We start from the raw sequence: 13,503 nt of genomic DNA, 5'->3' as shown, positions 1-13,503 counted from the left end.
AAATAAAGGTTGCTAGTAACAAAGCACTAATATTAGTGCTTTGTTACTAGCAACCTTTAAATATCTATATAAAAATAGATTATCTAAAAAATTCCATTTCTTCTGTTAGTAGACCATATTCCTATTAAAATTATCAATGAATATATGACATACAAAACTATTCTTATATACTGAACATCTAATCCAAAAAATTCAATGTTACTTTGTGAGGTATGCAACATCACAAGAACCGCAGATATACCAATAAGCAAAGGATTGATTACTATTTGCTTATCAGTTCTTAAAATCATTATTTTGCCCATCCAAATTATTGATAATATAAAAAATAAAACTTTAAGACCGAATTCTAATGTATCTATCAAAGCGAAAACATCCCTTCATTTATAATAAATTTTTCAGTTCAACAAAATATAAAACCCTACAAATAACTTTTAAACCTGTGCTAAATCTATAATAAGATAACGTAATTAAGCATTATAAAACTTTATCTACATTAATATATACTACACTATACTTCAAATTTCTTAAACATAAATTAATGAAATTAACAAAATTTTATTCATAATCATATCAAAGATATATTTCATTATTTAAAAGCATATCATTATATATACAGTTTTAGGAGGTGAGGTATATGGAATCTAAATTTTTTAACTGGTACACTCAATCCTTAGGAGGAACTTTTGGCATTATATCATGTATATGCTCTTATTTAAATGGATACATGTTTGTTTATACAAATAGTGCTAGTAAATACTTTGAAAGTATAGGATTTTTAGGAATAATTTCAAGCTATGTACTACTTCCACTTTGTATGCTTACTTTGATTTTTGGAATTATATATTCTTATACTCCAGAAACATCCGATAAAAGTATTTTTAATATACCTTTTTTTACTTTAAATAAAAGATTAATACTTACTACAGTAGTTTTTGGCTTTATAGGTGCTAGAGTTTATTTTATAATTCCTGCAATTTTAATAACTTTTAACCTCTATAGTAATATTTTAATAACTAAATTAAAGTATATCCTATGTAAGGATAAAGAAAATGATACTAATTTGAAAGAAAGCGAAGTCTAAATTGCATAATATTGGTATTTGTCTTAAAAATTCCCGAGGTATTAATTTGTATTCTCTTGTATTTTGCAAAAAATATTGAATTTTATTCATTTTATACTTATAATTTATATTAATAATGGAAAATTAAAACAAATATAAGTTACTGGTTGTTAATTTAAAATTAAAATATATATTGATGTGTTGATTCTCTAGTCAGCACTTTTTCTTTTATAAATTTGTTTTTTGTGATATAATATTAGCACCAGGTAATAATACAAGGGGGTAACAACATGAACATCAATGAAATTAAGGAATTATTAAAGGCCATAGACTCAACTAGCTTAGAATATGTAAAACTTGAAAGTAGCGATTTAAAATTAGAAGTATCTAAAAAGGTTCAAGCTACAAGTTCACCTGTTTTAAGTGTACAACAAGAATCAGTAGTGGATCTTTCTTTAGAAAAGCCAGTTGTAAACGATACACCTGTCACATCTAATGAGAATCTATCAGTAGTAGTAGCTCCTTTGATGGGAACATTCTATGATTCTCCAAGTCCAGATGCAGATAGCTTTGTTAAGGTTGGCGATGTAGTTGAAGAAGGCGACACTTTATGTATATTAGAAGCAATGAAGCTTATGAATGAGATAACAAGTGAAATTAAAGGTGAAATAATTGAGGTATTAGTTGATAATGAAGAACTAGTAGAATATAATCAACCTTTATTTAAGATAAAACCATTGTAGTAGGAGGTATTTAAGTTGATAAAAAAAATACTAGTTGCAAATAGAGGCGATATAGCAGTTAGAATCATCAGAACATGTAAGGAACTAGGTATAAAGACTGTTGCTATCTATTCTGAAATAGATAAAGATTGTTTTCATAGATATATAGCTGATGAATCTATTTGTATAGGACCAAACAATATAAGCAAGAGTTACAATAATATAGAAAATATAATATACCTTGCTCTTAAATTGAAATGTGATGCTATTCATCCAGGTTTTGGCTTTTTATCAGAGAATCCTGAATTTGCAAAGCAATGTGAAGAGAATAATATTATTTTTATAGGTCCAACAAGAGAACAAATGATTTTGATGGGAGATAAATCTAGAGCAAGAGAAACTATGATGGAATTAAATATCCCTGTTGTTCCTGGTTCAGAATCTGTTTTGAAAACTAAGGAAGAAGCTTTAGAAGTTGCAAGAGAAATTGGCTATCCTGTTATGATAAAAGCCTCAAGTGGAGGCGGTGGAAAAGGTATGAGAATCGTTAGAAAGGAAGAAGAACTTTTTTCTAATTTTGATATGGCAAGTTCAGAAGCTCTATCAGCATTTTCTAATAGCGATTTATATATGGAAAAATTTATAGAAAATCCTAGACACATAGAGGTACAAGTATTTGGAGATAAATACTCAAATGCATTACATTTAGGTGATAGAGATTGTTCTATGCAAAGAAGAAATCAAAAAGTAATAGAAGAATCTTTAAGTCCATACCTTTCAGATGAGGAAAGACAAAAACTTCATAAAATTGCAGTAGATATAGTAAAAGGTGTAGGTTATGTAGGTGCTGGTACTATTGAATTTATAGTTGACAAAGATAAAAACTTTTATTTTATAGAGATGAATACAAGAATACAGGTTGAACATCCAGTTACAGAGATGGTAACAAATCTTGACCTTATAAAACTTCAAATATCTATAGCCAATGGTGAAAAGATTCCTTTTAAACAAGAAGATATTACTTTTAGAGGTCATGCTATTGAGTGTAGAATAAATGCTGAAGATTCATCAAAGAATTTTGCTCCATCACCAGGTAAGATAGAATCATTAAATTTACCTGGAGGTTTTGGCGTTAGATTTGACACTTTTGTATATGCAGGATATACTATACCACCTTTATATGATTCTATGATAGGTAAATTAGTATGTTGGGCTGAGACTAGAGAAGAATGTATAAATAGAATGTACCGAGCTCTAGACGAAATTATTGTAGAAGGTATTAATACAAATGTAGAATTTCAAAAGGCACTTGTAACAAGTGAAGAGTTTAGAAAAGATACTCATCATACAAAATTTATAGAAGATGTCTTTATGAAGAAAGAATTTACTACATTATAAGGAGTAAATAGATTATGATAAAAAAATTTTTATCATCAAAAGAATCTAAGTACGTTACGATTTCTTTAGATGACAACTTTAAAAAGAATAGTGTAGATGATAAATTTTGGACTTATTGCAAAGGTTGCGATAGTCATGTATTTAGAAAGGACATAGAAGAAAATTCATTTGTATGTCCAAAATGTTCAAGACATTATGGCTTAAGAGCAAGAAAAAGAATAAATTTATTGATTGATAAAGGAACTTTTATGGAATTTAATTCTGATATAGAATTTCAAAATCCACTAAATTTTCCTAATTACAAAGAAAAAATAGACTCTTATAAAGAAAAAACAAACGAATCAGAAGCTGTTGTCACAGGTTATGGAAGATTAAATGGAATTAAAACAGTTATTTGTGTAATGAATCCTGATTTTATGATGGGAAGTATGGGCTCTATTGTTGGAGAAAAAATAACTTACTCAATAGAATATGCTGCTGAAAATAATTTACCTATAATTATTTGTTCTGCCTCAGGTGGAGCTAGAATGCAAGAAGGTATGGTATCTCTTATGCAGATGGCAAAGACTTCTCAAGCACTTTCTAAACTTGAAGAAAAATCATTACCATATATATCAGTTCTAACTGACCCTACTACTGGAGGAGTAACTGCTAGTTTTGCTATGCTTGGAGATATTATAATTTCTGAACCAAATACGCTGATAGGTTTTGCAGGTCCAAGAGTGATAGAACAAACAATAAATCAGAAACTTCCTGAAGGATTTCAAACTTCTGAGTTTTTACTTGAAAAAGGTTTTATTGACATGATAGTAGATAGAAGAAAAATGAAGGAAGTATTATATCAAATTCTTGCTATGCACAAGAAATAGGGCATAAAGGAGGAACTGTTTTGATTGAAAATAATAGTGAAAAAATAAAGGTCTTAGAAAATGATATTAAACAATTAATAACTATTTCTAAGGCAAATAATATAGATTTAAGTGATAAAATAAATTCACTTAATGAGAAATTGGAAAAGCTTAAAGAAGATGCTTTTTCACATCTATCACCATATGAGAAGGTAATGTTGAGTAGAGATATAAAAAGACCTACGATGTTGGAATACATAGAACATATTTGTTCTAATTTTTTAGAGCTTCATGGAGATAGGCTTTTTAAGGATGACCCTTCTATAGTTGGGGGAATCGGTCAGATAGGAAGATTTAATGTCACTATAATTGGTCACCAAAAAGGAAGAGATACAAAAGAAAATATAAAAAGAAATTTTGGAATGCCTCATCCAGAGGGATATAGAAAAGCATTAAGACTTATGAAACAAGCTGAAAAATTTAATAGACCTATAATAACATTTATTGATACATCAGGAGCTTTTTGTGGTCTAGAAGCAGAAGAAAGAGGACAAGGAGAAGCTATTGCAAGGAATTTACTTGAAATGAGTAAACTTTCCGTTCCAGTAATCACTTTTGTAATTGGCGAAGGTGGTAGTGGAGGAGCTTTAGGTATTGGAGTAGGCAATGATGTTTGTATGTTAGAACATTCAGTTTATTCTGTAATTTCACCTGAAGGGCTTTCTAGTATTCTATTTAAAGATTCGTCTAAATCTAAAGAAGCTTGTGATGTTATGAAGCTTACAAGTAATGATTTATATGATTTAAAAATAATAGATAATATTATAAAGGAACCTATTGGAGGAGCACAAAAAGATGTAAAAGCTGTTTCAAAGGAAATAAAAGCTTATATTTTAGAAAGATTAAATCATTATAAAGATATGAATAAAGAAGAAATTATAGCTCAAAGATATAATAAATTTAGAAATATTGGAAAATGCTTATAGAATATAAAGAAATTTGTAGTTTTTTCATTATAAAATGGTTTTAAAAAATAAAGGTTTTCTTAAAACGATTATAGAAGTATATTTTTATAAAAGTATACTTTAAATGATGATTGTAATTAGTAAATGGCAATTATGATTTAGTACTTTAGGTAATGGATACTTTAACAAATTAACAAGGAGATGTTGAAATGGAAGTACTAAAAGTTTCATCAAAATCTAATCCTAATTCTGTAGCTGGAGCATTGGCTGGAGTACTGAGAGAACGAGGTATTGCAGAAATACAAGCTATAGGAGCTGGAGCTCTAAATCAAGCGATAAAATCAATTGCAATAGCAAGAGGTTTTGTTGCACCTAGTGGAATGGATTTAGTTTGCATTCCCGCATTTACTGATATAGAAATCGAGGGTGATAAGAAAACAGCCATTAAACTTATAATTGAACCTAGATAATATATCTTTTTATTAGAATTTAATTAAGTTTTAAAGGTTGACTATAGAAATAGGATGCTATAGTGAACCTTTTTTACTTTATATGTTTTATTTTATATAATTTTTAATGTATAATCTTAAGTAAATAAATAAGTTTGGAGGAGATATACATTATGAAATTAAAATTATTTATGGAAGAGTATGCAGTATGTAGATTGAAGAATGATAGCAAAATACCAACATGGATAGATACAGAAAACTTTTATTCTATAACTAAAACTGATGATGAATTGAGTATTGTATGCTTAAATAATAATATTCCTTCTGATGTTAAGTCAGAAAAAGAATGGAGAATACTTAAGATACTAGGTCCTTTAGATTTTTCACTTGTAGGAATTTTATCTAAGCTAAGTAGTTTGTTGGCAGACAATAAAATAAGTATATTTGCAATTTCTACATATGATACAGATTATATTTTAATAAAAGAAAAAGATATAGAAAATGCTTGTAAAATTTTAAACTGTAATGGATATGAAGTAGAGTAGTTAAATACTTTTACATGAGGCTTTAATTTATGATTTATATAATCGAAATTTTAAAAATAAGTATAACAAATATCTTTTGTTTCGTAGGAATATTTGTTGTATTTGGACTGATTTTTAGCATTACAGAAAATTTAAATAATAGATTTATATTTTCATCTTTTGGAAAAACTGGAATTATTGTAACTGGAGCTATAGGAACATTTATTCATGAACTGAGTCATTTGTTAATGTGTTTGATTTTCATGCACAAAATAAATTCAGTTAAGTTTTTCAGACCAATAGAAAGTAAAAATGATGGTATATTAGGATATGTAAGTCATAGTTATAAAAAAGATAATCTTTATCAAAGTATAGGAAATTTCTTTATAGGAATTGCACCTATTATAGGTGGAACAATAATGATTATTTTATTTTTTAAAATATTATTGCCAGAGAGTTATATGAAAGTGACACAAAATATAGATTTAAAATTATACATAAGTATGATTAATAACTTTAATATAAATGGTTTTATACACATTATTTTAGATGATATTTATAATTTTATAAGAATAATGTTGTTAACACCTAGTGTATATTCATTTAAGTATTTTATATTTATATTTTTAATGTATTCTGTATCTACACATATGTCACTTAGTAGTGCTGATTTAAAAAACAGTTTAAATGGTTTGAGTTTTATAGTTATAGTTATTTTTGTGATAAGTTTAATCACATACTTACTTGGACCGGATAACTTGAATATATCAGGTTTAATAGTTCAGTATAATATATTTGTAAGTTTTTTTATGGCAATAGGGCTTATTTTTTCAATAGTAACGCTTATAATATCTTATCTTTTTAGCTTAGTTAGCCCGTTTAAAAAATTTAATTAAAGAACTACATATTTTACTATATATTTAGTTTCATTAGAAATGTATAAAATATTAGATATAAAAGATTTTAAAAGAGCATAAAATTTCTCAATATATTTTAATAAATATTCTTAAAGTATATTGAGAAATAAAAAAAGAGTACTTAAATCTAACTAGTCTTTAAATGTGGATTTAGGGAATAGTTAGTGGTGATTTCGATTAAAGCACTACTAATCTCTTAAAAATACAAAAAATGATTAAATTAAATATTTATACTAAATATAACTATATAAAAAATAATATAAAAAATTTATATTTTAGTTTTAGGAGGTTTAATTTTGAATAATGATAAAAAAATTATAAAAGTACATAACAAATCAGATAAACCTGATAATATTGTCATTAAGGAAAATGAACTTATAGAAAAATGTCTACTTTTGGAAAGTAAACTTCCTACATTTATGAAGGATTATTTTATCTATCTGAAGGGTTCTGTTGCAGTTTCCACACGACTTGCTTATTTAGAAGACATAAATTTTTTCTGTTCATATTTGATTGAGACCAAAGAATTGACAAATGCAGATTGTATAAAGGATATTACAGAAGATGATTTTAATGCAATAAAATCAAGAGATATAAATTTATTCTTAGGTGACTATTGTAGTAGATATTATAAAAATACAGAAAAAAACACATTAATTTTTGAAAATAATAATAGAGCTTTGGCAAGAAAAAAATCATCCATCTCTACTCTATTTAAATTTTTATACAGAAACTCCCAAATAGATAACAATATAACTGATGGATTCAATCCAATAAAGCTTCCTAAGCCTCAACCAGATGCTATTAAGCGTCTTGAGATAGATGAGGTTGCTAAGATGCTTGAATCAGTAGAAACAGGTGAAGGACTTACAGAAAAAGAAAAAGTGTACTGGAGAAAAACTAGGTTACGTGATAAAGCTATATTGGCCTTATTTGTTACATATGGGCTTAGATTAAATGAACTTAGAGAACTCAATATCTCCTCTTTCAATTTTTCAAGAGGTGAATTTAAAATATATAGAAAACGTGGAAAAGAAGTTTTAATGCCTATAAATCACACTTGTGAACATGTAATAAAAGATTATTTGCAAAATGAAAGAACAAGAGATGATTTATTAAATGATGAAGAAAAAGATGCTTTATTTTTATCTCTTCAAAATAAGAGAATAACAGCAAAAGCTATAAGAACACTAGTAAAAAAATATACTTCTATCCCACTTGATACTACTAGAGATAACGGATATAGTCCTCATAAACTAAGAGCAACAGCAGCGACTTCTCTAATCCAAACTGGATTTTCTATATATGATGTTCAAAATTTACTTGACCATGATAATGTAACAACCACTCAGCTTTATGCAGCCCACAAGAAAAACGTAAAACGTGATATAGTTAAGAATTTTGAATGGATTGAGGACGATTAAAAATCAGGAACAAATGTTTGCAGATATAAATGGATTATGTTATAATTAAAAATATAAAGTGTATGGAAATAAAAACAAAATATGTTTGGAAATGAGTGATGTTATGTATTTAGATCTAACTGAAAAGCAAGTCTTGATATTGGAATTTATAAAGTCTCAAATCACATTAAAAGGTTATCCACCTGCTGTAAGAGAAATATGTACTGCTGTGGGGTTAAGATCTACTTCAACTGTACACTCTCATCTAAATAAACTTGAAAAACTGGGATACATAAGAAAGGACCCTACTAAACCAAGAGCTATTGAAGTTTTAGAACGTAGTAAAGTAAATGATGTTTCTGGAGCTAATCAAGAAATAATAGAACTTCCTTTAGTAGGTCAAATAACAGCTGGAGAACCCATTTTAGCTCAACAAAACATAGAGGAATACATTCCATTCCCTGCCAGTTTAGTAAAGGGCAGTAATAATTTTGTATTAAGAGTAAAAGGCGAAAGTATGATTAATGCAGGAATTTTAGATGAAGATTACGTTGTAGTAGATAAAAAAAATACAGCCTTGAATTCTCAGATAGTAGTTGCACTTATAAATGGTGAATCTGCTACAGTTAAGAGATTTTTTAAAGAAGGAGATTTAATAAGACTTCAGCCAGAAAATGATTTTATGGAACCAATTATGCTCAATGACTCAGAAGTTGAAATTGTAGGTATTGTAACTGGTGTATTTAGAGTTATTAAATAACTATTAAAGAATACATAAAAAAATAAGCTACTCGTATAGATAAAATGTGTTATCTATTGATTATAGCTTATTTTTTTATGTATTTATTTTATTTTTTATTGGTTACTCTGTTTATTATTTTCCATAACATATATCACATGGGTCATTTTTCTTACTTTCTGCAATTGTGCCTGATAATATTTTTTTACTTCTTGAAAGCCCACTACAATTTTTTGTAGAGTGATAACTCTTCCCTTTTGGAGTAAAATACACTACTCTGTTATAACTTCCATCTTTACAACTTGTAAATACTCCATCACCTGTTGATTCAAATATTATATCTGAACACTCATCGCTTCTATGTACTTTTACTCCCATTTTTTCTAATTTATTCATTGTCTCCTGGTGTGGATGACCATATGAATTACCCTTGCCTACTAAAAGAACTGCATATTCAGGGTCTACTTTATCTAAAAAAGCTTGAGATGAACTACTACGAGAACCATGATGAGCTACTTTTAAAAGGTCTACTTTCTCAATCTTAGGTAGTATTTCTTTTTCGGTAGCTTCTTCGGCATCACCTGTAAATAAAACTTTATCATTCCCATTAGTATATACAAGAACTAGAGATTGTTCATTAGTAGTGTCTCCTCCATTTGTATTTAGAACTTCAAAATAAGAATTTTCTAAATAAAACTTGTTATTTTCAAGTGGTACACTTGGAGATAAATCCTTATTTGCCAAAGCATTTATAAAATCTCTATAACTCTTTGTTTCTGCTGAGCCATTCGATACAAAAACATTTTCTATATTGAAATTTTTGACAACAGAATCAAGTCCTCCTAAATGGTCTGCATGAGAATGGGTAGCTATAAGATATTTAATATCTTTTACACCTTGATTCTTTAGATAGTTTACCATTAAATTCTCATCATCGTTATCTCCCCCATCTATCAATGTAAAAGTTTTGCCATCTTGAATTAATATTGCATCACTATTTCCAGTGTTAATAAAATGAATTTTTACATTCTTATCACTTGATATACTACTAGATAAAGAATCCTGATTATTTGATTGACTATTTCCAGTGTCTGATGTAGCGCAACCGGTTAAATAAATCGATATAGATACTATCAATAAAAGTATCAAAGCTTTAATTTTAGAATTTTTTTTATTTTTTATACTTCTTTCTATCACAAACTACGCCTCCATATTCATAATACACTAGTAATTATAACATGATATGCGTTTTTATGATATTTTTTTACATAATATTGTAAATAACAGATTATAGTACAATAACATAGAAAATTGACACCATATAAGTTTTATGTTATATAAAATGAAATATTTTACATCAGTAGTATCCAGTTATGCATTTTAAACGACCATTTACGCTTAAGATATTGCAAATTTCCTCTAAAAACTATAATATCTTAAGTATCAACAAAAATAAATAAACTTTTTCCTTAAAGAAGGCTTAAAGCTCACACCAATTGCCTTCTTTTTTTTTATAAAAATTTAATTATTTATTTTGATTAATATTTATTTCATATTTTAGTTCTACTCTTCTAGATGCATCTCTATTTACGTTATTATCACCATTTTTTATGAGTTCAGCTTTTGATCTTCCTATTGCAATAATATGTTTAGTCACTTTATCTTTGTATTTATAGTTGCCTATTTCATCTCCTACTATAAATTTAGCAACGCTATATGCTCTTCTTTGCGATAAATCTAAGTTGTATATATAACTTCCCACATCATCTGTATGACCTTCTATAACTATTTTGGATATATAATCACCATAATCTTTATAAATAGTTTCTATGTACTTTGGAACGAACATTTTTAACATCTCTTTAGCTTCTGGTTTTAAAACATCACTATCTACATCAAACATAGTTCTTTCACCAAAAGTTACTTGACCATTAGATTTATCTACTTTCACAGGTATTCCACTTTTTTTAAAGGTTTCTTCAACAGAAGCATTAACATTTTTAGCTAAATCTTGTTCGACAGAACCTGAAATACTTTCTGAGCTAAATAGAATAAGAATCACAACCATCAATACAGTAGATAATAAATCTGTAAATGTTGGCCAAAAGCTACTCTTTTCAAATTCTCTGTTAACAGTTCTTCTATATTTATTATTCATTTAACTCATCCTCACCTACGACCTTTATTTCTTTATCTTCTATCTCATAAATCTCTTCGCTAAAAGGATTAAATACACCATCAACATCATCTTTAAATAATTCTTCACTATCAAGAGGAACTTCATCATGCATAAAAGAGTTATTAAACATAACATCTAACTTATCTTGAATATCTAAAGAATTCTCAAACATTATATCCAGTTTAACTTGTAGGTCATTAGAAAAGTTTTCAATAATACTTGAAAGATTTTTTATTGAGTCATCTAATGTAAATTTTTCATCTAAAAGGATTTTTTGATTTTGAGATATTTTATTTTCATGAGTCATTAATTTAGTTAATAAATCTTGAGCACTTCTTTCATATAGAGCAAATCCTGCATTTATATTTTTTATATAATCTCTAATTTTGAACTGGCTTTCAGTGGCATTATATATATTCTTTGAAGATTCTTTTATGTCAAATAAAATCTCTTTATTTATATTGTCTTGATTATCATATTTATCAAACAGTTTTACAAATTTTATATTTAAAATATTAAACTGTTTATCTAATTTTCTTACGCTCTGGTCAAATGTCTTAATAGAACTCTGAGAACCTTCTAAAAGGCTTTTTAAAGCTTCTATACCACTAATAAATTCATCATTAAAGTCGTTTAAATCTTTAGATATTTTATCAAATTTTTCAATGGCTTCTATAGACTTACTTATTTGTTTTATTGTATTTTTTACCTCTTCTATTTTTAAATCAATTCTTTCTGATTTAAAATGAGTTATCTCAGATGTTAGTAAATTTTCAGATTTTAACATTATTTGTATCAAAACATGTTCACAATCTTTTATCTTAGTAAAGTAACCTATAATTAGAGAAAATACAACTCCAAATATACTGGTTGTAAATGCAGTTTGCATACTACTAATAGTTGAAGGAAGTGAATTTATAATGTCTTTAGTATCAACACATAAAAGCATTGTAGAAAGCCCAACAAATGTACCTAAGACTCCAAGCAATATACTTATTGAAGATGAATTTTTTATGCTTCTAATCTTCTCTAACAATGGCAAATTATTATGCTTTAAATCTGATACAACTTCTTCTATGAATGAAGTTATATTTACGTCTGCATAAGGGTTTTCTTTACTATATACATAGTAATCATCCCTTACTTTTTTATAAAACTCACTCGTTTTATAATCCTTATTGATTTCTTCTAATTTTGAACTTACAAATGAGTATACTCTGTTATTTTCTATTATTTTAAAAACAGAATACACAGTTATTGCAAGTAAAAACAATATAGTTATTGGATTAGTAAATATTGACTCTATCAAATTCATTATTATGTTACTCAATCTTATCCCCTACCTTATAATTTATTTATCTATAATTTATACGTACAAGTTACTAAGAAAATACGTAAATAAACAAAATATTTATATTATATTTATGAAAAATGGTACAAATAGGTCATATTGTTAATAACATAATATATACGAGCTAAAAGCTATAGGGGGTGGCATAATGAATGACAACATAGTAGAAGTTAAAAATATAAATATGAACTTCTACACTAAAGAAGGCGAGCTTGAAGTATTAAAGGATGTCAATTTTAACTTGAAAGAAGGAGAAATATTAACTTTGCTTGGTCCTTCTGGAAGCGGTAAATCTACAATTTTAAATATTCTTACTAATCTTTTAAAACCGACTAGTGGTGATGTAAAGATTACTGGAAATATTGGATATATGTTTCAAAAAGATAACTTACTTGAATGGAGAAATATAATGGATAATATAACTATTGGATTAGAAATTCAAGGTAAAAAAGATAAAAAATCTTTAGATAGAGTTGAAAGTCTTTTAAAGACTTATGGATTATGGGATTTTAGAAGCATGTATCCAAAAGAATTATCTGGAGGTATGAAACAAAGAGTTGCACTTATTAGAACACTTTCTGTAAATCCAGATATTTTACTTTTAGATGAGCCTTTTTCAGCTCTTGATTATCAGACGAGATTGTTAGTTTGTGATGATGTTTATAGTATTATTAAAAATGAGAATAAATCTACTATTTTAGTTACGCATGATATTGGTGAAGCAATATGTATAAAAGTGCAACATTAAAAAAAGATGAAAAAAATATAGAAAAATACACCTAAAGTATAACAATATTCATAATTAAAAGGCTATGAATTTGTAGTATAATCCCCTTATAGTAGACATTTAAATAAAAGGCCATTATAATAGGTCTAAAAAGTGTATACTCTAAGGGGGTTTTTCTATGTCTAAAAAACACAAAAAATATAGCAAAGAACTTAAACTAA

At 27.2% G+C, this 13,503-nt stretch carries 15 protein-coding genes; 11 read left to right on the top strand and 4 right to left on the bottom strand.

Annotation, left to right across the window (positions count from 1 at the left end; translation table 11 throughout):
• Positions 1 to 83 precede the first annotated feature (83 nt).
• On the bottom strand, positions 84 to 362 hold the full coding sequence (locus KGF42_RS17065; protein WP_054273919.1) for a hypothetical protein: 279 nt from the start codon (positions 360 to 362) through the stop codon (positions 84 to 86).
• Positions 363 to 634: 272 nt separating this feature from the next.
• On the opposite strand from KGF42_RS17065, the gene KGF42_RS17060 reads away from it, so the two are divergent.
• From KGF42_RS17060 to lexA, 10 genes are all read left to right on the top strand, one after another.
• On the top strand, positions 635 to 1,081 hold the full coding sequence (locus KGF42_RS17060; RefSeq protein WP_227822638.1) for a hypothetical protein: 447 nt from the start codon (positions 635 to 637) through the stop codon (positions 1,079 to 1,081).
• Between the two features lie 269 nt (positions 1,082 to 1,350).
• Positions 1,351 to 1,803 (top strand): acetyl-CoA carboxylase biotin carboxyl carrier protein, encoded by a 453-nt coding sequence (accB, locus tag KGF42_RS17055; RefSeq protein WP_227826757.1) that lies wholly within the window; start codon positions 1,351 to 1,353, stop codon positions 1,801 to 1,803.
• A gap of 15 nt (positions 1,804 to 1,818) precedes the next feature.
• Positions 1,819 to 3,180, top strand: a complete 1,362-nt coding sequence (gene accC, locus KGF42_RS17050; protein WP_227826756.1) for an acetyl-CoA carboxylase biotin carboxylase subunit — start codon at positions 1,819 to 1,821, stop codon at positions 3,178 to 3,180.
• A gap of 14 nt (positions 3,181 to 3,194) precedes the next feature.
• Positions 3,195 to 4,049 carry an acetyl-CoA carboxylase, carboxyltransferase subunit beta gene (accD, locus tag KGF42_RS17045; RefSeq protein WP_054273915.1) on the top strand — a complete coding sequence of 285 codons (855 nt, stop codon included), beginning with the start codon at positions 3,195 to 3,197 and terminating at the stop codon, positions 4,047 to 4,049.
• 20 nt (positions 4,050 to 4,069) lie between these two features.
• Positions 4,070 to 5,014, top strand: a complete 945-nt coding sequence (locus tag KGF42_RS17040; RefSeq protein WP_227826755.1) for an acetyl-CoA carboxylase carboxyltransferase subunit alpha — start codon at positions 4,070 to 4,072, stop codon at positions 5,012 to 5,014.
• A 188-nt stretch (positions 5,015 to 5,202) separates the two neighbouring features.
• Complete coding sequence (locus KGF42_RS17035) at positions 5,203 to 5,463, top strand: stage V sporulation protein S (RefSeq protein WP_003424039.1); 261 nt, start codon at positions 5,203 to 5,205, stop codon at positions 5,461 to 5,463.
• 152 nt (positions 5,464 to 5,615) lie between these two features.
• Positions 5,616 to 5,987 (top strand): ACT domain-containing protein, encoded by a 372-nt coding sequence (locus tag KGF42_RS17030; protein ID WP_079740067.1) that lies wholly within the window; start codon positions 5,616 to 5,618, stop codon positions 5,985 to 5,987.
• 29 nt (positions 5,988 to 6,016) lie between these two features.
• On the top strand, positions 6,017 to 6,862 hold the full coding sequence (locus KGF42_RS17025; RefSeq protein ID WP_227822634.1) for a hypothetical protein: 846 nt from the start codon (positions 6,017 to 6,019) through the stop codon (positions 6,860 to 6,862).
• Positions 6,863 to 7,179: 317 nt separating this feature from the next.
• Positions 7,180 to 8,307, top strand: a complete 1,128-nt coding sequence (locus tag KGF42_RS17020; RefSeq protein ID WP_227822633.1) for a tyrosine-type recombinase/integrase — start codon at positions 7,180 to 7,182, stop codon at positions 8,305 to 8,307.
• A 103-nt stretch (positions 8,308 to 8,410) separates the two neighbouring features.
• Positions 8,411 to 9,046: a transcriptional repressor LexA gene (lexA, locus tag KGF42_RS17015; protein ID WP_227822639.1), complete on the top strand. Its 636-nt coding sequence runs from the start codon at positions 8,411 to 8,413 to the stop codon at positions 9,044 to 9,046.
• A 114-nt stretch (positions 9,047 to 9,160) separates the two neighbouring features.
• On the opposite strand, the gene KGF42_RS17010 is transcribed toward lexA, so the two are convergent.
• The 3 genes from KGF42_RS17010 to KGF42_RS17000 all read right to left on the bottom strand — a co-directional run bounded on the left by KGF42_RS17010 (position 9,161) and on the right by KGF42_RS17000 (position 12,534).
• Entirely contained in the window at positions 9,161 to 10,222 is a 1,062-nt protein-coding gene (locus tag KGF42_RS17010; RefSeq protein WP_227826754.1) for a ComEC/Rec2 family competence protein, read from the bottom strand.
• Positions 10,223 to 10,550: 328 nt separating this feature from the next.
• Positions 10,551 to 11,183 carry an OmpA family protein gene (locus KGF42_RS17005; protein WP_227826753.1) on the bottom strand — a complete coding sequence of 211 codons (633 nt, stop codon included), beginning with the start codon at positions 11,181 to 11,183 and terminating at the stop codon, positions 10,551 to 10,553.
• Positions 11,176 to 12,534, bottom strand: coding sequence for a hypothetical protein (locus KGF42_RS17000; RefSeq protein ID WP_227822631.1), 1,359 nt, complete (start codon positions 12,532 to 12,534; stop codon positions 11,176 to 11,178). The genes KGF42_RS17005 and KGF42_RS17000 overlap by 8 nt, the downstream gene beginning before the upstream one ends.
• A 169-nt stretch (positions 12,535 to 12,703) precedes the next feature.
• Between KGF42_RS17000 and KGF42_RS16995 the strand changes: the two genes are divergently transcribed.
• On the top strand, positions 12,704 to 13,303 hold the full coding sequence (locus KGF42_RS16995) for an ATP-binding cassette domain-containing protein (RefSeq protein WP_227822630.1): 600 nt from the start codon (positions 12,704 to 12,706) through the stop codon (positions 13,301 to 13,303).
• Positions 13,304 to 13,503 lie beyond the last annotated feature (200 nt).

The sequence above is a fragment of the Clostridioides sp. ZZV15-6383 genome, from assembly GCF_020657735.1.
Classification (GTDB): Bacteria; Bacillota; Clostridia; order Peptostreptococcales; family Peptostreptococcaceae; genus Clostridioides; species Clostridioides difficile_D.
Note: the sequence above shows the minus strand (reverse complement) of the source record. Positions and strands in the feature narration are given on the sequence as shown.

What these genes read in the sequence shown, in the direction of transcription:
- KGF42_RS17060 (WP_227822638.1), top strand. Translation starts at nt 635, where the DNA reads ATGGAATCTAAATTTTTTAACTGGTACACTCAATCCTTAGGAGGAACT.
- accB (WP_227826757.1), top strand. Translation starts at nt 1,351, where the DNA reads ATGAACATCAATGAAATTAAGGAATTATTAAAGGCCATAGACTCAACT.
- accD (WP_054273915.1), top strand. Translation starts at nt 3,195, where the DNA reads ATGATAAAAAAATTTTTATCATCAAAAGAATCTAAGTACGTTACGATT.
- KGF42_RS17035 (WP_003424039.1), top strand. Translation starts at nt 5,203, where the DNA reads ATGGAAGTACTAAAAGTTTCATCAAAATCTAATCCTAATTCTGTAGCT.
- KGF42_RS17030 (WP_079740067.1), top strand. Translation starts at nt 5,616, where the DNA reads ATGAAATTAAAATTATTTATGGAAGAGTATGCAGTATGTAGATTGAAG.
- KGF42_RS17025 (WP_227822634.1), top strand. Translation starts at nt 6,017, where the DNA reads ATGATTTATATAATCGAAATTTTAAAAATAAGTATAACAAATATCTTT.
- lexA (WP_227822639.1), top strand. Translation starts at nt 8,411, where the DNA reads ATGTATTTAGATCTAACTGAAAAGCAAGTCTTGATATTGGAATTTATA.
- KGF42_RS17005 (WP_227826753.1), bottom strand. Translation starts at nt 11,183, where the DNA reads ATGAATAATAAATATAGAAGAACTGTTAACAGAGAATTTGAAAAGAGT.
- KGF42_RS16995 (WP_227822630.1), top strand. Translation starts at nt 12,704, where the DNA reads ATGAATGACAACATAGTAGAAGTTAAAAATATAAATATGAACTTCTAC.